This window comes from Streptomyces sp. NPDC059010 (genome assembly GCF_042740355.1).
Lineage (GTDB): Bacteria > Actinomycetota > Actinomycetes > Streptomycetales > Streptomycetaceae > Streptomyces.
On record NZ_JBHYJA010000023.1, the window covers coordinates 120,193 to 143,347 of the forward strand.

At 69.0% G+C, this 23,155-nt stretch carries 18 protein-coding genes and 3 pseudogenes; 10 read left to right on the forward strand and 11 right to left on the reverse strand.

Annotation, left to right across the window (positions count from 1 at the left end; translation table 11 throughout):
- Positions 1-76: 76 nt before the first annotated feature.
- From ACFWYS_RS25045 to ACFWYS_RS25065, 5 genes and pseudogenes are all read left to right on the forward strand, one after another.
- Positions 77-1,630 (forward strand): sugar ABC transporter ATP-binding protein, encoded by a 1,554-nt coding sequence (locus ACFWYS_RS25045; protein WP_384773125.1) that lies wholly within the window; start codon positions 77-79, stop codon positions 1,628-1,630.
- On the forward strand, positions 1,627-2,808 hold the full coding sequence (locus ACFWYS_RS25050; RefSeq protein ID WP_384773016.1) for an ABC transporter permease: 1,182 nt from the start codon (positions 1,627-1,629) through the stop codon (positions 2,806-2,808). Before ACFWYS_RS25045 ends, ACFWYS_RS25050 begins: the two co-directional genes overlap by 4 nt.
- A gap of 68 nt (positions 2,809-2,876) precedes the next feature.
- Positions 2,877-4,043 (forward strand): substrate-binding domain-containing protein, encoded by a 1,167-nt coding sequence (locus ACFWYS_RS25055; RefSeq protein WP_384773019.1) that lies wholly within the window; start codon positions 2,877-2,879, stop codon positions 4,041-4,043.
- 109 nt (positions 4,044-4,152) lie between these two features.
- Positions 4,153-4,545, forward strand: a pseudogene (locus ACFWYS_RS25060) (hypothetical protein); the annotation flags it as partial.
- Between the two features lie 416 nt (positions 4,546-4,961).
- Complete coding sequence (locus ACFWYS_RS25065; RefSeq protein WP_384773022.1) at positions 4,962-6,197, forward strand: epoxide hydrolase family protein; 1,236 nt, start codon at positions 4,962-4,964, stop codon at positions 6,195-6,197.
- 63 nt (positions 6,198-6,260) lie between these two features.
- Here ACFWYS_RS25065 and ACFWYS_RS25070 read toward each other — a convergent pair whose 3' ends face one another.
- From ACFWYS_RS25070 to ACFWYS_RS25080, 3 genes are all read right to left on the reverse strand, one after another.
- Positions 6,261-6,452 carry a hypothetical protein gene (locus ACFWYS_RS25070; protein ID WP_384773025.1) on the reverse strand — a complete coding sequence of 64 codons (192 nt, stop codon included), beginning with the start codon at positions 6,450-6,452 and terminating at the stop codon, positions 6,261-6,263.
- 418 nt (positions 6,453-6,870) lie between these two features.
- Positions 6,871-7,560 carry a GAF and ANTAR domain-containing protein gene (locus tag ACFWYS_RS25075; RefSeq protein ID WP_384773028.1) on the reverse strand — a complete coding sequence of 230 codons (690 nt, stop codon included), beginning with the start codon at positions 7,558-7,560 and terminating at the stop codon, positions 6,871-6,873.
- 328 nt (positions 7,561-7,888) lie between these two features.
- Entirely contained in the window at positions 7,889-8,599 is a 711-nt protein-coding gene (locus ACFWYS_RS25080) for a DUF4328 domain-containing protein (RefSeq protein WP_384773031.1), read from the reverse strand.
- A 253-nt stretch (positions 8,600-8,852) separates the two neighbouring features.
- On the opposite strand from ACFWYS_RS25080, the gene ACFWYS_RS25085 reads away from it, so the two are divergent.
- Positions 8,853-9,659 (forward strand): class I SAM-dependent methyltransferase, encoded by an 807-nt coding sequence (locus tag ACFWYS_RS25085; RefSeq protein ID WP_384773034.1) that lies wholly within the window; start codon positions 8,853-8,855, stop codon positions 9,657-9,659.
- 109 nt (positions 9,660-9,768) lie between these two features.
- On the opposite strand, the gene ACFWYS_RS25090 is transcribed toward ACFWYS_RS25085, so the two are convergent.
- Complete coding sequence (locus tag ACFWYS_RS25090) at positions 9,769-10,368, reverse strand: BLIP family protein (protein ID WP_384773036.1); 600 nt, start codon at positions 10,366-10,368, stop codon at positions 9,769-9,771.
- Positions 10,369-10,860: 492 nt separating this feature from the next.
- Between ACFWYS_RS25090 and ACFWYS_RS25095 the strand changes: the two genes are divergently transcribed.
- A complete protein-coding gene (locus ACFWYS_RS25095; protein WP_384773039.1) occupies positions 10,861-11,295 on the forward strand; it encodes a VOC family protein in 435 nt (144 codons plus the stop codon).
- Between the two features lie 562 nt (positions 11,296-11,857).
- Here ACFWYS_RS25095 and ACFWYS_RS25100 read toward each other — a convergent pair.
- The 3 genes from ACFWYS_RS25100 to ACFWYS_RS25110 all read right to left on the reverse strand — a co-directional run bounded on the left by ACFWYS_RS25100 (position 11,858) and on the right by ACFWYS_RS25110 (position 15,972).
- The gene (locus ACFWYS_RS25100; RefSeq protein ID WP_384773042.1) at positions 11,858-12,292 is read right to left on the reverse strand and encodes a subtilase-type protease inhibitor; all 435 of its coding nucleotides are present in this window, start codon (positions 12,290-12,292) and stop codon (positions 11,858-11,860) included.
- Positions 12,293-12,769: 477 nt separating this feature from the next.
- Positions 12,770-14,038, reverse strand: a complete 1,269-nt coding sequence (locus ACFWYS_RS25105; protein WP_384773045.1) for an MFS transporter — start codon at positions 14,036-14,038, stop codon at positions 12,770-12,772.
- A gap of 1,037 nt (positions 14,039-15,075) precedes the next feature.
- Positions 15,076-15,972, reverse strand: coding sequence for a helix-turn-helix transcriptional regulator (locus ACFWYS_RS25110; protein ID WP_384773048.1), 897 nt, complete (start codon positions 15,970-15,972; stop codon positions 15,076-15,078).
- A 123-nt stretch (positions 15,973-16,095) separates the two neighbouring features.
- On the opposite strand from ACFWYS_RS25110, the gene ACFWYS_RS25115 reads away from it, so the two are divergent.
- On the forward strand, positions 16,096-17,118 hold the full coding sequence (locus ACFWYS_RS25115; RefSeq protein ID WP_384773051.1) for a zinc-dependent alcohol dehydrogenase family protein: 1,023 nt from the start codon (positions 16,096-16,098) through the stop codon (positions 17,116-17,118).
- Between the two features lie 95 nt (positions 17,119-17,213).
- Complete coding sequence (locus ACFWYS_RS25120) at positions 17,214-17,981, forward strand: SDR family NAD(P)-dependent oxidoreductase (protein WP_384773053.1); 768 nt, start codon at positions 17,214-17,216, stop codon at positions 17,979-17,981.
- Between the two features lie 124 nt (positions 17,982-18,105).
- Here the strand turns inward: ACFWYS_RS25120 and ACFWYS_RS25125 are convergent.
- The 3 genes and pseudogenes from ACFWYS_RS25125 to ACFWYS_RS25135 form a co-directional block, all read right to left on the reverse strand.
- A pseudogene (locus ACFWYS_RS25125) lies at positions 18,106-18,269 on the reverse strand (ISL3 family transposase); the annotation flags it as partial.
- Between the two features lie 125 nt (positions 18,270-18,394).
- Positions 18,395-19,516 (reverse strand): fatty acid desaturase family protein, encoded by a 1,122-nt coding sequence (locus tag ACFWYS_RS25130; RefSeq protein WP_384773056.1) that lies wholly within the window; start codon positions 19,514-19,516, stop codon positions 18,395-18,397.
- Positions 19,517-19,523: 7 nt separating this feature from the next.
- Positions 19,524-20,599, reverse strand: a pseudogene (locus ACFWYS_RS25135) (ferredoxin reductase).
- 131 nt (positions 20,600-20,730) lie between these two features.
- On the opposite strand from ACFWYS_RS25135, the gene ACFWYS_RS25140 reads away from it, so the two are divergent.
- Positions 20,731-21,870 (forward strand): PucR family transcriptional regulator, encoded by a 1,140-nt coding sequence (locus ACFWYS_RS25140; protein ID WP_384773059.1) that lies wholly within the window; start codon positions 20,731-20,733, stop codon positions 21,868-21,870.
- Between the two features lie 374 nt (positions 21,871-22,244).
- On the opposite strand, the gene ACFWYS_RS25145 is transcribed toward ACFWYS_RS25140, so the two are convergent.
- Positions 22,245-23,120: a LysR family transcriptional regulator gene (locus ACFWYS_RS25145; protein WP_384773062.1), complete on the reverse strand. Its 876-nt coding sequence runs from the start codon at positions 23,118-23,120 to the stop codon at positions 22,245-22,247.
- Positions 23,121-23,155 lie beyond the last annotated feature (35 nt).

The following is a 23,155-nucleotide window of genomic DNA, read 5'->3' on the forward strand; positions in this document are numbered from 1 at the left end:
GTCATGATGTGACCCGCTAATATCCGTCATGGCAGTCGGGAAGAACCTGAAGCACCTGCCGGCCGACCCCGGGGAGATGTCCGTGTACGACGCCCCCGACACCCCCGACAAGGCAATGCCGCCCGGCGGAGCGGAACCCCTCGTCCGCGTCCGAGGACTCCGTAAGCGGTTCGGCGGCACCGTCGCGCTGGCCGGGGTCGATCTCGACATCCACGCAGGCAGCGTGCTCGCCCTCCTCGGGGCCAACGGCGCCGGAAAGTCCACGCTCATCAAGGTGCTCTCCGGCGTCCACCACGCCGACGCGGGAAAGATCACCGTGGACGGGCACCCCCTGCGCAGTCAGTCCGCCTCCCGCAGCATGTCCTTCATCCACCAGGACCTCGGTCTCGTGGAATGGATGACGGTCGCCGAGAACATCGCCCTGACCACGGGATACGCGCGCCGCGCCGGACTGATCTCCTGGCGGCGCACCCGCGAGCACTGCGTCGACGCCCTGCGGATCGTCGCCGCACACCTCGACCCCGACGCACCGATCGCCCGCCTCGCCCCCACCGAGCGTTCCCTGGTCGCCATCGCCCGAGCCCTCGCCGCACGGGCGAAGCTCATCGTCCTCGACGAGCCGACCGCCCGCCTCCCCGCGGCGGACTGCGCCCGGCTCTTCCGCGTCCTGCTCACGCTGCGCGACCGGGGACACGGCATCCTCTACGTCAGCCACCGCCTGGACGAGGTGTACGAGGTGGCCGACACCTTCGCCGTTCTGCGCGACGGCCACCTGGTCGGCCACGGCCCGCTCGCGGGCCACAGCCCCGCCCGGCTGGTGCACGACATCGTCGGCGAGGAACTGGCCGACCACCGCCCCGCCCGCACACCCGCCGCCGGCCCCGCCGTCCTCACGCTCGACCGGGTGCGCACCGCCGCCGCCGGACCGGTCAGCCTGGAACTCAGGGCCGGAGAAGCCCTGGGCCTGGTCGGCCTCTCGGGCGCCGGCCACCTGGACCTGGGCCGGGCCCTGGCCGGCTCCCGGCCCGTCCTCGCCGGAAGGGTGCTGCTCGGCGGCCGATCGTACCGCCCGCGTACGGTCGCGGACGCCGTCGGCCTCGGTGTCGGCCTGGTGCCGGGGGACCGGCAGCGAGAGGGCTGCCTCGCCGAACTGACCGTACGGGAGAACCTCCTGGCCAACCCACGCGCCGGGAGTCCTCCCACGCCGCGGTGGATCAGCCCGCGCCACGAACGAGCCGAGGCCACCACCCTGATCGAACGATTCTCGGTGCGTCCCCGCGACACCGAGGCCCCCATCGCCGTCCTGTCCGGCGGAAACCAGCAGAAGGTGATGATCAGCCGATGGCTCCGGGTGGGCCTCAGCCTGCTGATCCTTGAAGAGCCGACCGCGAGCGTGGACGTCGGCGGCAAGGCCGCCGTCCACCGGCTGCTCGACGAGGCGCTCGCCGCCGGCCTCGCGGTCCTGCTCATCTCCACCGACTTCGAGGAGGTCACCGGCGCGTGCCGGCGCGCCCTGGTCTTCGTCGGCGGATCCGTGACGACCGAGCTGAGCGGCCCGGCCCTCACAACGGCCGCACTCACCCGGGCGGCCTCGGCCATGCCATCCTCCGGAACCGCGACGAATCCATGACTCCCTCGCCGGCACCGTCCTCGCCCCGGCCCCGACCGGGCGGGCACCTCATCGGCGCGTACGGCCTCCTGGCCCTCACCGCCGTACTCTTCCTGATCTTCTCCCTGGCCCTGCCCCGGACCTTCCCCACCCTGGACACCGTCGACTCGATCCTGTCCAACCAGTCGATCCCCGCCGTCCTCGCCCTCGCCGCCATGGTCCCCATCGTGACCGGCGCGTTCGATCTCTCGATCGGCTACGGCCTCGGCCTGGCGCACGTCATGGTGCTGGAGCTCATCGTCAACGACGGGTGGCCCTGGCCGCTCGCCTGCCTGACGGTGATCGCCGGGGGAGCGGTCGTGGGCGTCCTCAACGGCGTCATCGTCGTGTTCGGCCGGATCGACTCCTTCATCGCCACCCTCGGGACCGGCAGCATGCTGTACGCCGTGACCGGCTGGATCACGGACGGCGGCCGGATCGTCCCCGGACCGCAAGGCCTCCCGGCAGCCTTCACCGACCTCTACGACTCCGCCTTCCTGGGCCTGCCGGTCCCCGCCTTCTACGTCCTCGCACTCACCGTCGCCCTCTGGCTGGTCCTGGAGCGGCTCCCGCTCGGCCGCTACCTGTACGTCATCGGATCGAACCCGCGCGCCGCCGACCTGATCGGCATCCCGACCCGCAAGTACACCGTCTACGCGTTCACCGCGTCCGGACTGATCGTCGGCTTCGCCGGCGTACTGCTCGCCGCCCAGCAGCAGATCGGCAACCCGAGCGTCGGCCTCGACTACCTGCTGCCCGCCTTCGTCGGCGCCCTGCTCGGCGCCACCGCGATCAAACCGGGCCGGCCCAACGCCGTGGGCACGGTCGTCGCCGTCGCCGTCCTGGCCGTCGGACTGACCGGCATCGGCCAGCTGGGCGCCGACTTCTGGACGGTCCCGCTGTTCCATGGCGGCACCCTGCTCATCGCCGTCGGCCTGGCCGGCTACGCCGCCCGCCGCCGACTGCGAACCGGATCCGTCGCGTCCCGCGATTCCCCCGCCCCGCCGCAGAAACCGCCGACCTCCCCGCACCAGGACGATGGCTCCACGGGTCACCGGGACGATGACACCGCGGGTCACCAGGACGAAGACACCACGCGGCGCCAAGACGATGAGACCACGGGGTACCAGGACGATGGCTCCGCGGGCTCCCCTCCCTGACCCACACCACGGGCACCACCTCCACGCCCGGCCGCACCCTCCCGCTCACGCCTCCGTGAGGAGCTCTCGTGCACGGCACCCGCAACGCCACCACCGGCGTCCCCAGGGCCCGGCTCGCCACCTGCGTCCTGCTGCTCACCACGGCAACGGTCCTCGCCGGCTGCGAACGCGGCTCGCAGAGCGGACCGGAGGAGTCCACCCCGGGCCCGAACGGCTGTCCCGCGGTCCACGCCCGTGCCCAGGCCATGGTCAGCCGGGCGGAACTGACGGACGTCTCATGGAACGGGCCGACCAGCGGCCCCCCGGCGGTCTCCGGCAAGACCATCGTCTACGTCGCCCAGACCATGACCAATCCCGGAGTCGCCGGCGCCGCGGACGGCGTGCGGGCGGCCGCGCGGGTCATCGGATGGAACGTCCGGGTGATCGACGGCGGCGGCACCCCGGCCGGCATCCAGGCGGCCATGAGCCAGGCCGTCGCCCTGCGGCCCTCGGGCATCGTGATCGGCGGCTTCGACCCCAACTCGACGCTGCAGCAGGTCTCCAGGGCCAACGCGGCACACATCCCGCTCATCGGCTGGCACGCCGTCGCCGCCCCCGGGCCCAGCCGGCGGCCCGAACTCTTCACCAACGTGACCACCCGGGTCGAGGACGTCGCCGACATCAGCGCGCAGTGGATCATCTCGAACTCCGGCGGCCACGCCGGAGTCGTGCTCATGACCGACGCCTCGATCCCCTTCGCCAAGAACAAGTCCGAGCTGATCAAAGAAGAACTCGCCACCTGCCCGGGCGTGGAACTGCTGGCCTACGAGAACATCCCGATCCCCGACGCGAGCAGCCGCACCCCCCGGGTGATCGCCTCCCTCCTCTCCCGCTTCGGCACCACATGGACCCACTCCGTCGCCATCAACGACCTCTACTTCGCCGACGCGGCCCCCGCATTCCGCGCGGCCGGCAAGAAGGGCTCCGGCCCACCGTTCAACATCGGCGCCGGCGACGGCGACCCCTCCGCCTTCCAACGGATCAACAACAGCCAGTACCAGTCCGCCACCGTGCCCGAGCCACTGTCCCTGCAGGGCTGGCAGATCATCGACGAATTCAACCGCGCCTTCTCCGCCCGCCCGGCCAGCGGCTACGTGGCCCCCGTCCACATCACCACGACCGACAACAGCCACGGGGCCACGGCCTGGGACCCATCGGGCTACCGGGAGGCGTACCGGAAGATCTGGGGAAAGTGACGAAGCCCCACGAGTCCCCGAATTCCCCGCCCGCCCGCCCGCCCGCCTGCTTGCCCGCCCGCGCGATGGCCGCCTGCCACGACAGTCCGAATGTCACTACGGTGCAGTCGTGATCGGCTCTACGCTGCCCCTTCTCTTCCTCGACGTCGATGGACCTCTCATTCCCTTCGGAGCGACACAGGACGAATTCCCTACGGGCTATCCGACGTTCCAGACCGGGCGCATGCCACCAGAAGCCGACGCCAACCCGCTCATCACCAGGATCAACCCCGCCCACGGGCCCCGGCTGCTGTCGCTTCCCTGCACCCTGGTGTGGGCCACGACCTGGATGTCAGAAGCGAACGACGCCATCGCCCCCTGGCTCGGTCTGCCGGATCTGCCCGTAGTGGACTGGCCGGACCCCACAGACGACGATCCGGCGGACGGACTCCACTGGAAAACCCGCCCCCTCCTTGACTGGGCGGGGGAACGCCCCTTCGCGTGGATCGACGACGAGATCACCCTTCATGGAGGCGTTCCGTGAAGGCGACAGCGACGGCGACGATGACGATGAGGACGCCGAGCCTTTGCTGGGCACGTGCGATCAGAGTGATCAATGCTGCCGGGCGCTGGAGATGGGCCTATGCAACGCCGCCCCGGGGAGGATACGGAAATGTCCCATCGTCAGAGCCGCTGAGAGTCCGCGCCGGTGCCAAGGAGGTCGAGTCGCGTCAAAAGGAGGGCATCGGTTGCCTGGCCGAACTGGCCGAACTGGCCGACCTGGCCGAACTGGCCGGCCTTGGTCGGCTGACTCCGCCCGCACCACCGGCAGGCACACGCCGCGCCGCTGCCCGAACCCCTTGATATGGCCCGGCTCGCCGCCCAACCACCCAACAGGCCAACGGCACCGCTTCCCCCTACCTGGTAAGGAACCCCGCCATGACCGCCCCGCACGTCTTCCCCTTGGAGCCCACCCCTGTCCATGTGCCCGACGAGGTCCTCGAAGACCTGCGCGCCCGTCTCACACTGACCCGTCCGCCGGTGGACGAGGGGAACGGTGACTGGTCCTACGGCGTCCCGGACAGCTATCTGCGCGAGCTGGTCGCCTACTGGCGGGACGGCTACGACTGGCGCAAGGCCGAGGCCGCCATCAACGCCTACGAGCACTACCAGGTGAGCGTCGCCGGTGTCCCGGTGCACTTCATGCGCAAGCCCGGCAGCGGCCCCCGCCCGATCCCGTTGATCCTCACCCACGGCTGGCCGTGGACGTTCTGGCACTGGTCGAAGGTGATCGACCCGCTCGCCGACCCGGCCGCGTTCGGCGGTGATCCCGCCGACGCCTTCGACGTCATCGTGCCGTCCCTGCCCGGCTTCGGTTTCCCCGGCCCGCTCACCGGCTTTCCGGACGTCAACTTCTGGAAGGTCTCCGACCTCTGGCACACCCTGATGACAGAGACCCTGGGATACGAGAAATACGCCGCTGGGGGCTGCGACATCGGCGGGATCGTCTCCAGCCAGCTCGGCCACAAGTACGCCGACGAGCTGTACGGCATCCACATCGGCTCCGGACTTCCGCTCGACTTCTTCACCGGCCCCCGCGCCTGGGACTTTGCCCGGAACCGGCCCCTCACCGACGACCAGCCTGCCGACGTCCGCGCCCGCATCATCGAACTGGACCACCGCTGGGCGTCCCACCTCGCCGTGCACATGCTCGACGGCGCCACCCTGGCCCACGGACTGAGCGACTCACCGGCCGGACTGCTCGCCTGGTTGCTGAAGCGCTGGGATGCCTGGAGCGACAACGGCGGCGACATCGAGTCCGTCTTCACCAAGGACGACCTGCTCACCCACGCCACGATCTACTGGGTGAACAACTCCATCGCCACGTCGATGCGTTACTACGCCAACGCCAACCGCTACCCCTGGACTCCCGCCCACGACCGCACCCCGGTCGTGCAGGCCCCGGTCGGCCTCACCTTCGTCACGTACGAGAACCCGCCCGGCATCCACACCGCCGACGAGCGCGTCCAGGCATTCAAGACCGGCCCGCAGGCCGACTGGTTCAACCACGTCAACGTCAACGCCCACGACAACGGCGGCCACTTCATCCCCTGGGAGAACCCCGACGCCTGGGTGAGCGACCTGCGCCGCACCTTCCACGACCGCAGGCCCTGAACCCCCCTGCGGGCTCGCCCGGCGACGGTCCAGACGTCGGTCCAAGCCCGACGGGGCGGTGGATCAGATCGCCCCCAGTCCGGTCGGCCACGGACTGCTGGTCGCGGCCACCGGTGTCGCGGCCCGGTGGATCTGGTTCCCTCCGGGGGCGAGGAGGAACTCCTCGACTGCCGCAGCGGCATGGACGGCACGGACGGTGTCCAGGCCACGACGGGGTGTACGGCGTACGGGATCGGGGGTCTCCGTACGAGCCACGGTTCGCCGACGTCGAACTGGTCGAGGTACTGACGCGGGACCGTGAGGTGGCGGATTCGTTCGTGTCCCGCACGCTGGGTGACCTGGCGCTCGCGGACCGCACTCTTCGCCAGACCCTTCTGACCTATGTCCAATGCGGCTTCATTGCGACTCGCGCCGCCGCCTCTCTGCGCATGCGTACCGCAATGCCGTCGAGCGCCGCATTACCCGCGCCGCGCCGACTGCTGTCGGCCACGAAACTCAGCGACAATCCGGCTCGGCCGGCGGCGGCTTTGTCGGGCGGGTGCTCGGGTTGTGTGAATTCGGCGTGGGTGGGGACTTGGCGTTCAGGCCGGGTCGGCGGCGTTTCCTCTAGGGGGCTGGCTCGGTCAAGGCTCCTCAGGTTCTGACCGTGTGCCCGGGGGGCCGTTCCCCGTGGCTAGGTGAGGCTGCCGTGTTCGCAGATCTGGCGGGCCACGTCGCGGAGTTTGATGTTGTTCTCTTGTGAGTAGCGGCGTAGCACGTCGAAGGCTTGTTGTTCGGTGAGGTCGTGGCTGCCCATGAGGATGCCCATGGCTTCGCCGATGGTGTGGCGGGTGGCGACGGCGTGTTCCATCTGGGCGTGGGTGCGGGCGCTGGAGAAGGCGACGGCGGCGTGGGAGGCGAGGAGCCAGCCGGCGAGTTCGCTGGCCTCGGTGAATGCGCCGGGTCGGTGGGAGTAGATGTTCAGTGCGCCGAGGTCTTCGTCTTCGGTGTAGAGGAGGAAGCCCATCATGCTGCCGATGCCGAGCTTGTGGGCCTGGGGGGCGAAGGAGGGCCAGCGGGGTTGTTCGCGGGTGAGGTCCGAGATGCGGAAGACGCGTTCGCCGACTTTGGTGAGGGCCGCCTCGAAGCATGGTCCTTCGTGCAGGTGTTCCTGGAGCCGGTCGCTGTCGGTGACCAGTTGGTGGGTGGCGGCGAGGGTCTGGACCTCTGTGCCGTGCAGTACGAGGATGCCGGCCGCGTCGCAACCCTCGACCTGTTCGAGGGCCGAGCCGGTGATGCGTTCCAGTGTGGTGCCGACGGTGTCCTGTGCGAGGAGTTCCCGTGCCATGGATGCCATCTGCTGTGCGAAGCGGGCCCAGTCCATCGTGTCCTCCACCTCTGTTGGCCTCGCTCAGGTCGCGTGTCCAGCATTTCACGTGAGCGGGGCAGTGTGTGCGGATGGAACGCCGTCTGTGGGATGAGGGGGGTGACTGAGCGCGGGGGCGCAGTCGAATGAAGTTGACGGGGCTGCGGGGGGAGGTTGTTTCGCCTCTGTCACCGCGTGCCACGGTGTGATGGGCTGCCTGTGCTGCGGCTGCCTGCGCCGCGTGCCGGTGCCGACCACGGGCGCTGGCTCCTTCCCGTGGGGGCCGGTCCTGCGGTGGTTGAGTGGACACCGGCGCGGCTCGGTCACGCGATCCGTCGGACGCGCCTCAGGCCGTGTGAACCGGTGAATCGCCGTGCCGCACGGTGCTGTGGAGGTGTCGCTCCTGCACGGCGGTGACGGCGCGGACGACGAGGATGCCGGCCACGGCGGCGCCGATGACGGCCGCGTCAGAGGCGAGCAGCATCCACGGGTCCGTGTAGGCGCGGGCGATGAGCTGGTCCGTGTCGTCGCTGTACAACAGGCCCACCCCGCTGAACAGCCCGATCAGCCACAGGCCCCACCACACGTTCAGGGCGCCCGGCAGCCGCTGGCCCGGGGCGCTGTCCTGGTGGGCGTCCGCGATGATGCTGCGCGGGATCCACAGGTTGGCGACGGGGATCAACCAGCCGGCGTAGAGCCAGAAACCGGAGTACCGCGGCCTGTGCCCGGACAGCGCGCGGGCGTTGTCCCGCACGTTGTCCAGCCACAGCAGGAACACGATCGCGCAGATCAGCACGGTGGCGGCACCCACAGTGCTGACCAAGTGGTACGAGTTCTCCAGCGAGGTCAGCGGCCGGTGCACGCCCTCGCCCTGGTCCGGCGGTCCGGAGGCGGGTTCCCCGGTCACGGCGAGCCGGATCTCCCAAATGGCCCGTACGACCCAGACCGCGCCGGCGAGGGCGAGGCTGGCGACCGCGAGCCGGGCCATGCCACGGACAGGGCGCAGGGCGGGGGCCGGGGCGGGTGCGGGTATGAGGGGTGTGGTGTGGTCGTTCACCGGGGCATCTTCGCCGACGACGAGCGCCGGCCGCCAGACAGCACGCCCGGACTGCGGGGCCCTTCACACCTCGCTTGCACCCCGTACGCGCGCGACGGGGTCGCAGTTCCCTGCAACTGCGACAGGCTCTGCGGATCAGCCCACCAGAGCCGGTCCAGGCCGGTCCAGGGTTCACGGGCTCGGAACCGTCGCATGCCGTCGGAAACCGTCGGACAGGTTCTAGTGTGCTGCCGTGCGCGATGACACACCTGACGTGACGCGCCGTGTCCCCCTGAGCCGGACCTTCGACGAGGACGCGGAGCTGTACGACCGGGCCAGGCCGGGGTACCCGCCGGAGCTGTTCGACGACCTCGCCGATGTGGCCGGTGTCAGCTCCGGCTGCCGTGTCCTTGAGGTGGGGGCGGGCACCGGAAAGGCAACCCTGCCTCTCGCTGAGCGCGGTTGCCGGATCACCGCCGTCGAGCTGGGCTCCGGCATGGCCGGCGTCGCCCGGCGCAACCTGGCCGGGTTCGAGGCGGTGGAGATCGTGACGGCGGACTTCGAGACCTGGCCGCTGCCGCGGGAGCCGTTCGACGCGGTCGTGTCGGCGACGGCGTTCCATTGGATTGATCCGGCGGTGCGGATGGCGAAGGCCGCCGATGCGCTGCGGCCCGGCGGTGCCCTCGCCGTGATCGCCACGCAGCATGTGGCGGGCGGCAGCGAACAGTTCTTCGTCGAGGTCCAGGACTGCTACGAGCGCTTCGATCCGGCCACGCCTCCGGGGCTGCAGCTTCCTGCCGCCGAGGACGTCGACACCTCGGATCACACGGATGAGGTCGCACGCAGCGGCCGGTTCGGCCCTGTGGTCTTCCGGCGTTACGAGTGGGACCTGGCATACACCACGGCGGAATACCTGGAGGTGCTGCGGACCTACTCCGGCCACCGGGCGCTGCCGCCGGAGGCCAGGGAGGGACTGCTGGGGTGCATCGCCGGCCTCATCGACAGGCGATACGGAGGCCGGATCACCAAGCGCTACCTCACGGAGCTGCGGGTGTCGCGAACGACCCGTGTTCTTCGGTAGGGGACACCAACGGACCTTGGCCGGGTTGAGGTTGTCTTTTCCTCGCTCCGCTCCTTGCTTCGTTCCTCATTTCACTCTTGGTCTCTTTTGTTGTTTGCGTGTGTTTTTGTTAGAGGTTGGATTTACTCCAGGTGAGGATGCCGTCGGTGAATTGGAATCGGGCGTAGGGTGCGAAGAGGCCGGTTTTGTTGGTGCAGACGTGGAGGACTTGGTGTCCGTTGGTGGCGGGCCAGTTGGGGTAGGACTCGTCCCCTATCGCGCAGGAATCCGGTGACACTACTGCCCATAGTTGCGCTTCGGTCATGCCCAGGCGTGTGCGGTTGTACTGGGCGGTGGTGATGGACGGCTTCTTGGGTTCGTGCAGTTGATCTTGAAATTTGCGGTAGAGTTTGCCGTCGGTGGTGAAGTTGAAGCCGCCGTAGGGCGGATAGTCGGCGGATTCGGCACGGCAGCTCATACTGGTGGCGCTCACGGTGCAGCCGGGGGAGTCGCCGGTGATGGCGAGGACTTCGGTTTTCGTCATGCCGAAGTGGATGCTGTCGTACTGCTCGACGGTGAACCACGGTTCCGTGGCTCCCGCGCTGCCGGCTGTGCCGACGACTGCCATCGTGGCCGCTGCCATTGCGGCTGCTGCGCTGCGGATGCTGAGCATGAAAGGTTGGATCCCCTCTGTCGGCGCCTTGTCGTTCTTGCGCTGTCGAGGGTCCATCCTCACTGCCCGTCCTCTCTCGGTGGTCTCGAATTGCCCCTGGAGTGCTCTCAGGCCGATGCGTCGGTAAAAGGAGCGTGCGCGGGCGGCGACCTCCCCCGTTGGCAGGGTGATCTGGGCGATTCCGATGCGGCGGATTTCTCGTACGTAGTCGGCCGGGCGCGGGCGCATGCGCCGCAGAGGCACACGCCACCCTCTGACGTGGCAACGCAGCAAGAACACCCCTCGGCGAACACCCCCGGCGCCCCCCGGTGAGTGCCCCCTGCTGGGTCAGCAGCTCGTGATTGGCAGGTTGTTGTCGGAAGCACGGGGAGGGCCGTGGCCGCGGTCTGGTCCGGAATGGCGGGCAACTCATTGGAGGCATAGGCGTCGCCATCCATCGGCATCGCCGTCGGGTTCGGTGGAGTCGGTGCCGACGAGGGTGGTTCCTCCGGCAACTCGTGGGTTCGTGTGGGGAGATGGGCTGCTGTGTCTCCCTGTTATGGTGCGCCGATGTCAGTGATCAGGAAGTTTCAGGTGACCTTCGACTGTGCTGAGCCTGAGCGTGTCGCTCGGTTTTGGTGTGAGGTGCTGGGGTACGTCGTCCCGTCGCCGCCGGAGGGGTTTGCGACGTGGGACGAGTTCGAGCGTTCCCAGTCGTCTGGGGACCAGGGTTCGTGGTTTGCGTGTGTTGATCCTTCGGGCGTGGGTCCGCGGCTCTACTTCCAGCGTGTTCCGGAGGGGAAGGTCGCCAAGAATCGAGTGCATCTCGATGTGCGGGTCGGTACCGGGCTTGTGGGCGAGGAGCGTCTGGCTGCGCTTGAGGCCGAGTGTGCGCGGCTGGTCGCGCTCGGTGCGGTGCGGGTGCGGCTGCTGCGTGCCGATGGCGTCAATGAGTCGTGCATCGTGATGCAGGACATCGAGGGCAACGAGTTCTGTCTCGACTGAGCGGCCCTCCCGGTGGTGGTGCGCACGGTCCCGACCCGAGCCGTGTGACGGTGACCCCGGCGGTTGTTTCGAGGGGGTTGGCCTGTCCGCGTGCAGCGCGTCAAAGAACGGCGGTCCTGGCCGGCAGTGCCGGGCGCTCGTCCCTGGTTGCCTGTTGCGGATGCAGCGCGCCCTGGGTGGGCTGCCGTGGCTGGCCGCGAGCGGGGTGGTCGGTGACCGTCGGGCGGAGCCGGTCCCGGTCTGCCTGCCGGCGGCGGCTGCCGGGGCGCCGGGCGATGCCCAGGCTGGGGAGGCGGGACGGCGGTGCGGGCCCGCTGCGTCCCGGGTCGGGCCGGAGTATCCGTCGGGACCGGTCTGGGCTCGGCTGTGGTGGGGTGTCTGCTCGCTGCCCTGGCCGGTGGCGTGTGTCCTGTGGGGTGCTGGGTGGTTCAGGCCGGTGTGGCGTTGTCGGATGCTGGGGTGGGCGGGACCCGTGCCGTCGGTGTCGCGGCTGGGCGGGGAGTGGAGGGTGTCGCGGTGCGGCGGCTGGGTCCCGCCGGTGGCTGTGCCTGAGCGGTGTGGCTCAGAAGGCGTACAGCGCTGCGCCTCGGGTTTCCTTGAGGCAGGAGTTGGCGAAGGTGTGCTCGTAGTTCACGCGTGTGCCGCGCCATACGCCTTGTAGCGTGACGGTGATGGGGCGGTACTCCTTTGTGCAGGGCTGTCCCGTCGCGTTACCGCGGAGTGTGGCGAGGCGGTCGAGGTTGCCGTTCACGCGGTCCAGGTCCGCACAGGCCTGCCGCGGATCGGGGTGGGTTCCCGATGTGGTGTAGGCGCAGTTCACTGTGACGGCGCGCTCGGGTGTGGTGGTGGCGGCGTTCTCGCCGTGGCCGGTGGTGAGGACCAGGGCCGAGGGGGCGTACAGCGAAGCGGGAGCGCTGTGGGCGGGCATGCTCAGGGGGCCCGCCAGGGCCACGGTGATGAGGGCTCCTGTCATGGCCCGGCGTGTCATTGGCTGCATGGTGTATCTCCTTTCTGTTTGTGTGCTCGGTGCGTTGAAGTACCCGCTTTGTTGCTCCCGTTGCAGGGTGAGGAGCCGGAGTCTTTCCCGTCGCTTTGGTTTCGGACCAGTTTGCCTGTTCAATGAGTGGCCGGATTGACTGAGTGGCTGTCAGGAGGCGAGGAGGTGGGCGGTCTTTCCTTCTGTTCGCCGGTTGGCTCCGTGGCCGACGCGGACCGGGTGCGAAATGGCCTGATTCTTTGCGAGTGTGCCTATCGATGCCGGTGCGCCGGGTGCGATTTCTCGGGTTGGTATCGGCGGTGGCGTTCTGGGGTGGGATGTTGCGGGGCCGGCCAGTGAGGTTTTCTCAGTGGCGAGATTCTTCCCCTCCCGTTTGGCGCTGATCGTCGCGATGTCTGCTCCACCGCTGACTGGGAGCGACATGTCAACGAGCAACGCCCCTGCCGTCGGGCAGGACGTTGCGCGAGATGGTCTGTTTCAGGATGCCGTTTGGTCGGCGGCCTTCTCGATCTCGGTGGTCACCCGTGCCCCTCGGAAGAGCACCGGGAGCCACAGGAGACATGCCAGCAGGGGGACCGCGGCGTAGGTGGCCATGCCCACACTGGAGCCCAGCCCGTCCATGAGCGCGCCGAGGACGAGATAGCCGATGCCGATGAGCGCCGATTCCACGAATGCGATCATCGACAGCAGGCTCGCCCGGTGGCGCGACGGCACGGCCTCGTTGAACACGTTGTCCACGATCACGGCGCTGATCTCGGGAATCCCGACCAGGACCAGGAACGCGGCGATGGTGACCCAGACAAGACCGAGGCCGCTGAAGCCGAGCGCCGCGGCGAGCGTCAGGAGAGACACCGGGACCACGACCCGATACCCGATGCGCCGGTCCGCGCGGTCCGACAGCAGCGGAGTGAGCCCGCCGGCGAAGAATCCCGCCGCTATGACCACGCTGACCAATGCCGTGCCCGCTCCCTGATCGGAGAGGGTCTTCTGCGTAAAAATGATGTACGGCGTCAAAGTCGCATGCATCAATCCGGACACCACGACAAGCGTCACGAGCGCAGGCGTGGCGACCCGAAGCATCGCCCGCCATGCTGTGGCGTCGCCATGCTCCTCGGCTCCGTCCTGCTCGTCCACCGCGTCCGCGCCGCGGATCTCGGGCACCCGTGACATCAGCACCACCACGGCCAGGACGAGGCACGCCGCCGAACCGACGTAGACGACTCCCCAGGAAAACTGCTGCAGTTGGCCGCCGAGGACGATGGCAGCTCCCGAGGTGACCGTCCCGAGCATGGTGAACCGGGACTTGATCTTGACGTAGACGGCTGTTGCACCTCGACGTACGAGCAGGTCGTACAGCAGGGCGGTGTCCGAACCGGACACACATGCCATGCCCACGCCCTGCCCGATGAACAGCGCCAGGAACATCCAGTAGTTGGAGAACGCCACCTGACCGAGCAGACATCCAGCTATCAGGATCTGGCCGATCACGATGCTGGCACGCCTGCCGATACGGTCGGCGATGACTCCCGTCGGCAACTCCGCCAGTCCGCTGACAAGGTAGAGCAGTGTCTGCAGCAGAGCCACCTGCCCGGCGGAGAAGCCTCGCTGCTGAAGGAAGAGAACGAATACGCCACGCTGGAACAGCGTGTTGGCGAGCACGGCGTATACGTAGAACGGGCGCGTGACGCTTCGTGCTGCATCGTCGACTGCAGCCGACCCGCCAAAGGCCTCCGTGGTGCCGGTCATGCTGCGGGCTCCCCCTGGTGACTCCGGTGATCATCGGTGTTGGGCCTCCGCCGCCGACCGGAGCCTCCAGTCCATACTTCGCGCAGGATATTGGGCCGGCCATCCGGGAACCGTTGCCAGCGCCGCGGCCATCCTCGGTGGAGGTGTCAAATGCTGGAAACAGTAGCTCCATTGGAAGACCCGCACGCTGGCGGACTGGGCCGCCGGCCGCACCTTCATCTGGGTCGACGACGAAATCACCGACCCGCGGTAAGGCCTCACGGACACCGACTCCGCCGCCCTCGACCAGTGGCTCCAGCTCCACCAGGGCTGACTACCTCACAGCCAGGTCCAGGATCTCCCCAGAGGAAGAGCTACACCTTTCGAAGAGCGCCCCAAGACGGCACATCTAGCGTTTGACGCGACTGCGGATGGCAAGGTCGGCGAGACCGAGGAGGACGGGTTCGGTGAGCCGGGAGGCCATTTCGACGTAGGTGCCGGCTGTAGTCAGTCCTGGCCGGAGGATCGGAAGACGACCGAGTTGATCAGCACCCGCAGCGCCTTCTCGAACCACTCAGTGGTGACGTGCTCATCCAATGGCCCAGTGGCCCCCCCGTCGGTTCGCCGCCGAACCTCCTTCGGAAAGCGCGAACCCACGTCCTTTCGCCATCTCCCGCAGCACCACCAGCAGGGTCGGCAGATCACGGATGTCGTCCCTGCACCGGATCTGTTGCCCGTGAGCGTGGGTGAAGAGCTGCGGCAACGGAGCGAACATCCCCAGATGGCCTGGCAGTTCCGCCAGGCAGACGTCCGGGTTGTTCGCCCGCATGCGTCGTGGGGGACCGGTGCCTGGCTGGCCAGTACCGGGCCGCGGGCGGCGGGCTGGATGAGCCCGTCGAAGAAACGAGAACGCTCTCGTCCGGCAGGTTCAGTCCATGCGTCTCGACGGGGGAGCAGCCGCGTCCAGAGGCGGATCGCAGTCGAGCCGCGGTGCGTGGACCGTGCCGTCGCGGTGGACCACGACGGGCAGGAGGTGACCGGCCGAGCAGATCGAGCACCTAAGGGTGACGGGGGCTATGGGGTCGTACTTCGTCGTTGGCCGTCTGCGCCTGCTTCTGCGTATCGGCCCAGGTCGCCAGCAGGGTGAGACCGTCCGCGCTGGGGGTACCGGGATCTGCGGTGTAGGTGGTGATGGAGACGTGCGGGTCGCCGGGTAGCGCGAAGTCGTCGTAGGCGAGGTCCAGCCTGCCGACGGCCGGGTGGTGGACGACCTTGCGTCCGCGCGAGTGGCGGCGCACGTTGTGCTTGGCCCAGCGGGTGCTGAAATCGGTGCTGCGGGCGGAGAGTTCGCCGATGAGTTCGCTCACCTGCTTGTCCAGCGGGTCGCGTCCGGCGGTCGCGCGGAGTATTGCGACCAGCTGGGTCTTCGCCTCGTCGATGTCGGCGTAGAAATCTTCGGCACGCGGGTCGAGGAACACGTACCTGGCGATGTTCGGTGGCTGCTGGGCCATGGTGAAAAGGTCGGCGTACAGAGCGCGGCCCAGGTCGTTGGCGGCGAGGAGGTCGAGGCGGCCGTTCTGTACGACGGCGGGAACGCTCATGGAGTCGAGGACCTGCTGCACCGATGCGGTGATGGGGGAGGTGCGCTGGGGGCGTTTGCGGCGTGCGCCGGGTGCGACGCTGCGTGCCAGGTCGTACAGGTGGGCGCGCTCGTCGTCGTCGAGTTTCAGGGCACGGGCGATCGCGTCGAGGACGCTCTCGGACGCGCCACCGAGCTGGCCGCGCTCCATACGGGTGTAGTACTCGACGCTGAGGCCGGCGAGCATCGCGACTTCCTCGCGCCGCAGTCCTTTGACGCGGCGGTTGCCTCCGACGTAGGGCAGCCCGGCCTGCTCGGGCGTGATCCGCGCCCTGCGGCTCATGAGGAAGCCCCGGATCTCCTGCTGAAACTCCATGGCTTCCAGGCTAGGACGCCTGTTCCTGGTGTGGGGGTCCCTGAGAGTGCCTGGCAGGCATCCGCGAGGCGAGGCACGGTGAGGAGCAACCCCAGAAAATCTGTGTGAAAAGGAATGCTGCAAGTGCGTGGAGCTGTCATTCATGCCCCGGGTGATGTCCGGGTGGAAGAGCGTGAGAACCCCACGATCGTCGCGCCGACGGATGCGATCATCCGGGTGTCGGCGACCTGCGTGTGCGGTTCGGACCTGTGGGACTACCGCGGGATCAACGACGTGACACAACCGACCCCGATCGGGCACGAGTACGTCGGGGTGGTCACCGAGATCGGCGACGAGGTGAAGAACATCGCGGTCGGTGACTTCGTCGTCGGTTCGTTCTTCGCCTCGGACAACACCTGTGAGATCTGCGAGGCCGGCTACCAGTCACGGTGCGCTCACGCCGAGTACGTCGGTGCCGGCGGGGCACAGTCGGAGTACCTGCGGGTGCCGCTGGCCGACGGCACCCTCGTCGCCACCCCCGGAATGCCGGACGACGATCTGATCCCCTCGCTGCTGGCCGCCTCCGATGTGCTGGGGACGGGCTGGTTCGGCGCCGTGGCCGCTGAGGCCGGGCCGGGCAGGACCGTGGCCGTGGTCGGTGACGGAGCCGTGGGCCTGCTGGCCGTTCTGGCCGCGAAGCAGCTGGGCGCGGAGCGGATCATCGCGATGTCGCGGCATGCGTCGCGGCAGAGGCTCGCGCGCGAGTTCGGCGCGACCGACATCGTCGCTGAGCGCGGCGACGAGGGCGTGGCCAGGATCAAGGAGCTCACCGGCGGATACGGCGCCCACAGCGTGATCGAGGCCGTCGGCACCCAGGAATCGATGATGCAGGCCATCCGCTCCACCCGTCCCGGCGGACACGTGGGATACGTGGGCGTGGCCCACGGGGTGGAGCTTCCGGGCGAGGAACTGTTCTTCTCCGAAGTACACCTGCACGGCGGCCCCGCTCCCGTGCGCCGGTTCCTGCCCGAGCTGATCCAGCTCATCTGGGACCGCAAGATCGACCCGGGCAAGGTCTTCGACCTCACCCTCCCGCTCGATCAGGCCGCAGAGGGATTCAAGGCGATGGACGAGCGCCGCGCCATCAAGACCCTGCTCAAGCCCTGATCCCTCACTCACCGATCCCAGCCGCCCTCGCCCGGGACCTCGAACATCCCGGGCAGGTGGCGCCACCTCATTTTGATCTCGACGGGAGAACCCCCATGAACCCCACCTACGACTTCTCCGGGCAGGTGGCCCTCATCACCGGCGCCGCCTCCGGCATGGGCCTGGCCGCCGCTCGCGCCTTCGCCGACTCCGGCGCCGCCGTGGTGCTGGCCGACCGCGACCCCGATGCCGTCCACAAAGCAGCCGAAGAGATCACCGGGCGCGGACAGCGGGCGATCGGTGTCGTCTGCGACGTCACCGACGAACAGCACGTGGAAGCGGCCGTGCGGCGCGCGGTGACGGAGTACGGCCGCCTGGACATGGCGTTCAACAACGCCGGCATCCAGGCTCCGCCGACCGACGCGGCCGACGAGACGGCCGAGAACTTCGACCGGGTCAACGCCGTCAACCTGCGCGGCGTCTGGGCGGCGATGAAGCACGAACTGCGACAGATGCGACAGCAGGGCAGCGGCGCCATCGTCAACTGCTCATCCCTGGGCGGGCTCGTCGGACTGCCCGAGCGCGCGGCCTACCACGCCTCCAAACACGGCGTCATCGGCCTGACCCGCAGCGCCGCGGTCGAGTACGCGCCCCGCGGCATCCGCATCAACGCCGTGTGCCCCGGCGTCATCGACACCCCGATGGTCGCCGACATGCTCGAAGGCCAGGCCGAGGCCATGGCCGGGATCCTCAAGGAACAGCCCATCGGCCGACTCGGCAGCGCGGACGAGGTCGCAGCGGCCGTCCTGTGGCTGTGCAGCCCCGGCGCCAGCTTCGTCACCGCAACAGCTCTCCCCGTCGATGGCGGCTTCACCGCCCACTGACGTGTGAGGCCACAGAGCCGGCTCCGTACAGGAGACGACAAGGGGCTCTTCACAATGCAAAGTGTCTTCGGTGGCCGAGGCGTGCACGGGTTCTCCGCCTGACCCCGGTTCGGCAACAGGGGCGTGATCGCCACGCGGCCTTGGAGCGGCCCGGGATCCTATCCAGCAGTCTCGCTGGACCGTACCGGCGCGCACCGGCGTGAGGTCGATGATCACGGTGACGTACTTGTCCCCGCGGCGGGTGTGCCGCCACACGTGCTCATCGACCCCGATGACCTTCACACCGTTCAACAGCTGCACGGGCTCCATGTCGTACGGCCTGATGTCGCGGCCGCCCACCGTCCGCAACGGATCTCACCGAACCCGGGGGCGGTGCCGCCGGTACGGCGGAAAGATCTGAGCCAGTATCGGGTTCAGGCCGCGACGAGCTCCTGCTCGCGGTCCGGTGTCTTGACCTTGGGCTGCTTCTTGTTCGGCAGCGAGAGCCGGACGACCTTGCGCCACGCGGAGAACACCTGCTTGGGCAGCGGCCCGGTGACGTACTCCAGCTCGTACTTCTCGAACAGCGCGCGCACCTTCACCGCGACCTCGGCGTACCGGTTGCTCGGCAGGTCCGGGAACAGGTGGTGCTCGATCTGGTGCGACAGGTTGCCGGTCATGAAGTGCATGGCCTTGCTGCCGCTGATGTTCGCCGAGCCCATCATCTGGCGCAGGTACCACTGGCCGCGCGTCTCGCCCTTGATCGACCGGCGTTCGAAGACCTGCACGCCCTCGGGGAAGTGCCCGCACATGATCACCGAGTGGGACCAGATGTTGCGGACCAGGTTCGCGGTGAACGTGGCGCCGAGCGTGGTGAGGAACGACGGGCCCGACAGCAGCGGGTGGATCACGTAGTCCTTCAGCACCTGCTTGCGGATCTTGCGGCCCACGGCCTTGGCCCGCGCGCGGAACTCCGGGTCCTTGCGGCGGCGCTTGTGCAGGTTCTTGCCGAGCTCCAGGTCGTACGCTGCGATGCCGTACTCGAAGAAGCAGGCGTTGATGAAGTTCCACAGCGGCTGGCCGAGGTGGAACGGGTGCCACTTCTGGTCCTCGTCGACGCGCATGATGCCGTAGCCGAGGTCGTTGTCCTTGCCGATCACGTTGGTGTACGTGTGGTGCAGCTCGTTGTGCGAGTGCTTCCACTGGTCGGCCGGCGAGACGTGATCCCATTCCCACGTGGTGGAGTGGATCTTCGGGTCCCGCATCCAGTCCCACTGGCCGTGCAGGATGTTGTGGCCGATCTCCATGTTGTCCATGATCTTCGCCACGGACAGACCGGCGGTGCCGAGCAGCCACGCGGGCGGGAAGAACGAGAACAGCAGCACGCCCCTGCTGACCAGCTCCAGCGTGCGCTGCGCCGAGATGACCTTGCGGATGTAGGCGGCGTCCTTCTCGCCGCGGCCGGCGATCACCTCGTCGCGGATCGCGTCCAGCTCGCGGCCGAGCTCCTCGATCTGCTCCGCGGTCAGGTGGGCGGTGGGGTCGATGGCGGTCAAGGTGCTCCTACCGTTCGATGTCGCAGGGGCCCGCCGCGGCGGACACGCAGGTCTGGATGAGGACGCCCGGCTCGGCCTCGGTGATCTCGCCGGTGCGCAGGTCGCGGACGGCGCCCGCCTTGAGCGGTGTGACGCAGCCGAAGCAGATGCCCATGCGGCACCCGGAGGGCATGAGCACGCCGGCCTCCTCGCCGACGTCCAGCAACGGCGTGGCGCCGTCCGCGTCGACGGTCTTGCCGGTGGCGCTGAAAGTGACCTCGCCGCGGGCGGCGGGGGGGGGGGGGCGGGGGGGGGGGGGGGGGGGGTGGGGCTTAACGTCCCCCCCCCGCCGCCGGGGGGGCCCACGACGCTGGGGCGGAAGCGTTCCGTGTGCAGGCGCTCTGGGACGCCGTGCTCGCTCCAGTGCTTTTCTGCGGCGTCGAGCAGGCCCGCGGGCCCGCAGGCCCAGGTCTCGCGCTCGGCCCAGTCCGGCACGAGTTCGTCGAGACGGGCGATGTCGAGCATGCCGTCTGTGTCGGTGTGCACCTCGGTGAGCTGCAGCTTCTTGTCCGCGACCAGGTCGTGCAGTTCCTTGCGGAAGATCACGTCTTGCGGCTGCGGCGCGCAGTGGACCATGACGACGTCGTCGAACTCGGTGTCGCGCAGCATGCCCATCACAGGCGTGATGCCGCTGCCGGCCGTCAGGTAGAGCACCTTGGCGGGCTTGGCCTGCGGCAGCACGAAGTCACCGGTCGGCTGGTCGAGCTGGATCAGCGTGCCCGGTTTCGCCCTGCGGACCAGGTGGTTGCTGACCTTGCCGTCCGGGATCGCCTTCACGGTGATCGTGACGCGGCCGTCCCGGCGGTCTGTCGGCGAGGTGAGGGAGTAGGCACGCCACAGGCGCACCCCGTCGACATCGACCCCGATCCGCACATACTGACCGGCCGTGTGGCCGCGCCAGCCCCGTCCCGGCCTGATCACGATGGTCGCGGCGTCACCCGTCTCGGGGCGCACGGCCTCGATGCGCCCACGCAGGTCAGCGCCCGCACGCAGCGGGCTGACCAGGTCGAGGTAGTCCGACGGCAGCAGCGGCGTCGTGACCATCTCCAGTAGCTTCCACGCCCTGCTGCGGAGGGCTGCACTCGTCATGGCTCCAGCTTGATGCGCCTCAGGGCGTAAAGTCCTGTCCGTAGGACGTGAATCTGGTCGGCTTAATTGTTCGCAGGGAACAAAACATGGGGCATGCAATCCGGAGGGCCAGCGAACTGGCCCTGGATGAGACGACGGTCACTGCGATTCGGGCCACGCTGAAGAGCACCGCCGACGAGGTCGTCCAGGCGATCATCGACGAGGTCCCTCCCTACGCCAACGCCCTTTCGGGCCGCATGGGCGGCACCATCCGCCGAGCCGTCCGCACCGCCCTGGGGCACTACCTGGACCTCGCGAGCGGGAACGCCACGGGCGGCGACGCCGGTGACGCGGCCTACGAGCTGGGCCGCGGCGAGGTCCGCGACGGCCGTTCCATGGACGCCCTGCTCAGCGCCTACCGCGTGGGCGCCCGCGTGGCCTGGCGATGCCTGGCAGCGGGTGCCGTACCCGCGGGTCTGCCCGCCGCCGAGGTCGCCAAGTTCGCCGAGCTGACCTTCGCCTACATCGACGAGCTCTCCGCCGCGAGCGCCGCGGGCCACGCCGATGAACTGGCCGCCCGGGGCCGGGCCCACGAGCGCCACCTGGAACACCTGGCCCGCGACCTCCTCGCCGGCGCGAGCCCGGACGTGCTGCTGGCCTCTGTTCGACGGGCCGGGTGGCAGCCCCCGGTTTCGCTGACCGCGGTCCTGCTGCCCGCCGCCCAGGCCCGGCCCGCCTACCGCGTGCTCGACCCGAGCACCCTCGTCCTCGACGATCTGCCGGACGCCACCGGTGTGCTGCTCGTCCCCGATGCCGACCGATCACATCTCTTGCGGCGGCTGACCGATCGCACCGTCGTGGTCGGCCCGGCCCGGCCATGGACTCGTGCGTCCGCCTCGTACGCACGAGCCGTACGCGCCCGCTCCCTCTCCTCCGATATTCGCGACACCGAGGACCACCTGCCCGAGCTGGTGCTGAGCGCCGACGCGGACGCGTTCGCAGACCTGCGGGCCCGAGCCCTCGCACCGTTGCAGGCCTTGCCTGTCGCGACCGCACGGCGGCTGGAGGAAACGCTGCGGGCGTGGCTGCTGCACCAGGGCAGGCGGGACGAGGTGGCGGCGGCGTTGTTCGTCCATCCCCAGACCGTCCGGTACCGGATGTCGCAGCTGCGGGAGCTGTTTCCGGATCTCGCATCGCCACAACGGGTCCTTGAACTGACGCTGGCGGTCGGTCTTCGGGCCGGCTGACGCGTACGTCGACTGTCCACCACCGCGTCCGCGAGCGTCCAGGAACCGTGCCTCGTTCTCGGCGCCATCAGCTGGCCCACGCGGCCCGGGAAGAGCGGCCGACGATCACCCCGCCCACCTGATCGTGTGCGCTGTCTGTCCGACAGTCCCGACGCTCTGAGCATGCCCGGAGCCGACTGCCCGACCTGTGTGGTCCGCCTACTTGCTGCGCTGACCGCTGCTGGGCACGGTGGCAAGGTCGCCCTGGTGGCCGCCACAGGGCCGGACGCTGAGCCCGTACAACCTGACCCCGAGCGATACCGGCAGATGCGCGACGAACACAGCGCGCGTGAGCACCGCTTGGGGCGGTTCAGCGCCAAGCGAGCGGGTCCCGGTCAGGCTGCCGGGGCGGTCAGGACGGCCTGGGCCGCCAGCCGGAGATTCCTGATCATCGGATTCGGGTCGCCCCTGCGGCTGACCAGGACGACCTGGCTCGTGGGAGCGCCCTCGACCGGGACGGTGACAAGGTCGGGACGCAGTGAGCTACGCCGATCGCCGACCGGTAGCACGGCGATCGCCCTGCCGCTCGCGACGAGTTCAAGCTTGTCCTCGTAGCTCTCGATCAGCGGCACGCCGGTCCCGAGGATCCGGTACGAAGTCCAGTCCGCGGTCTCGAACGCGCACGGCGCCGCCTCCTCGCCGGCCAGTTCTTCCGCGGTCACCGACGTGCGGTTGGCCAAGGCATGGCCGCGCGGGACCACGAGCATCCGGGGCTCCTCGTACAGCGGCGTGGTGAACACGTCGTCGGCGGCGAGCGGCAGCGGGGCCCGCGCGATCAGGGCGTCGACGCGCTTGTCGGACAGCGCCCCGACGTCGCGGCAGCTCAGGTACCGGGTGGCGATCTCGGCGTCCGGGTAACGGCGGCGCAGTTCCCGTACGGCGGCAGTGATCACCAAGTCTTCGACGTAGCCGATGGCGATTCGTTCGGTCTCGGCTTGTTCACGCACGGCCAACTCGGCCTGGCGGGCGGCCTGTAGCAGGGCTTGGGCACGGGGGAGGAACCTCTGGCCGGCCGGAGTGAGCCGGGTGCCCTTGGGGTCGCGGTCCAGCAGTCGTGCGCCGAGATGCTTTTCGAGCCGTTGGATCTGGCGGCTCAGCGCCGGCTGGGCCACGTGCAGGTCGGCGGCGGCCCGGCCGAAGTGCTGGTGCGCCGCCACCACGGTGAAGTAGCGCACCAGCCGCAGTTCCAGGTCCTGTCCGAGATCGTTCACCCTTCCAGCGTAGGCGTCATGCCGTTTCGGAATGG

Bases quoted from the DNA above. Each gene is read 5' to 3' on its own strand.
- ACFWYS_RS25045 (WP_384773125.1), top strand. From the start codon at position 77: ATGTCCGTGTACGACGCCCCCGACACCCCCGACAAGGCAATGCCGCCC.
- ACFWYS_RS25050 (WP_384773016.1), top strand. From the start codon at position 1,627: ATGACTCCCTCGCCGGCACCGTCCTCGCCCCGGCCCCGACCGGGCGGG.
- ACFWYS_RS25065 (WP_384773022.1), top strand. From the start codon at position 4,962: ATGACCGCCCCGCACGTCTTCCCCTTGGAGCCCACCCCTGTCCATGTG.
- ACFWYS_RS25075 (WP_384773028.1), bottom strand. From the start codon at position 7,560: ATGGACTGGGCCCGCTTCGCACAGCAGATGGCATCCATGGCACGGGAA.
- ACFWYS_RS25090 (WP_384773036.1), bottom strand. From the start codon at position 10,368: ATGGACCCTCGACAGCGCAAGAACGACAAGGCGCCGACAGAGGGGATC.
- ACFWYS_RS25095 (WP_384773039.1), top strand. From the start codon at position 10,861: ATGTCAGTGATCAGGAAGTTTCAGGTGACCTTCGACTGTGCTGAGCCT.
- ACFWYS_RS25100 (WP_384773042.1), bottom strand. From the start codon at position 12,292: ATGCAGCCAATGACACGCCGGGCCATGACAGGAGCCCTCATCACCGTG.
- ACFWYS_RS25105 (WP_384773045.1), bottom strand. From the start codon at position 14,038: ATGACCGGCACCACGGAGGCCTTTGGCGGGTCGGCTGCAGTCGACGAT.
- ACFWYS_RS25110 (WP_384773048.1), bottom strand. From the start codon at position 15,972: ATGGAGTTTCAGCAGGAGATCCGGGGCTTCCTCATGAGCCGCAGGGCG.
- ACFWYS_RS25120 (WP_384773053.1), top strand. From the start codon at position 17,214: ATGAACCCCACCTACGACTTCTCCGGGCAGGTGGCCCTCATCACCGGC.
- ACFWYS_RS25140 (WP_384773059.1), top strand. From the start codon at position 20,731: ATGGGGCATGCAATCCGGAGGGCCAGCGAACTGGCCCTGGATGAGACG.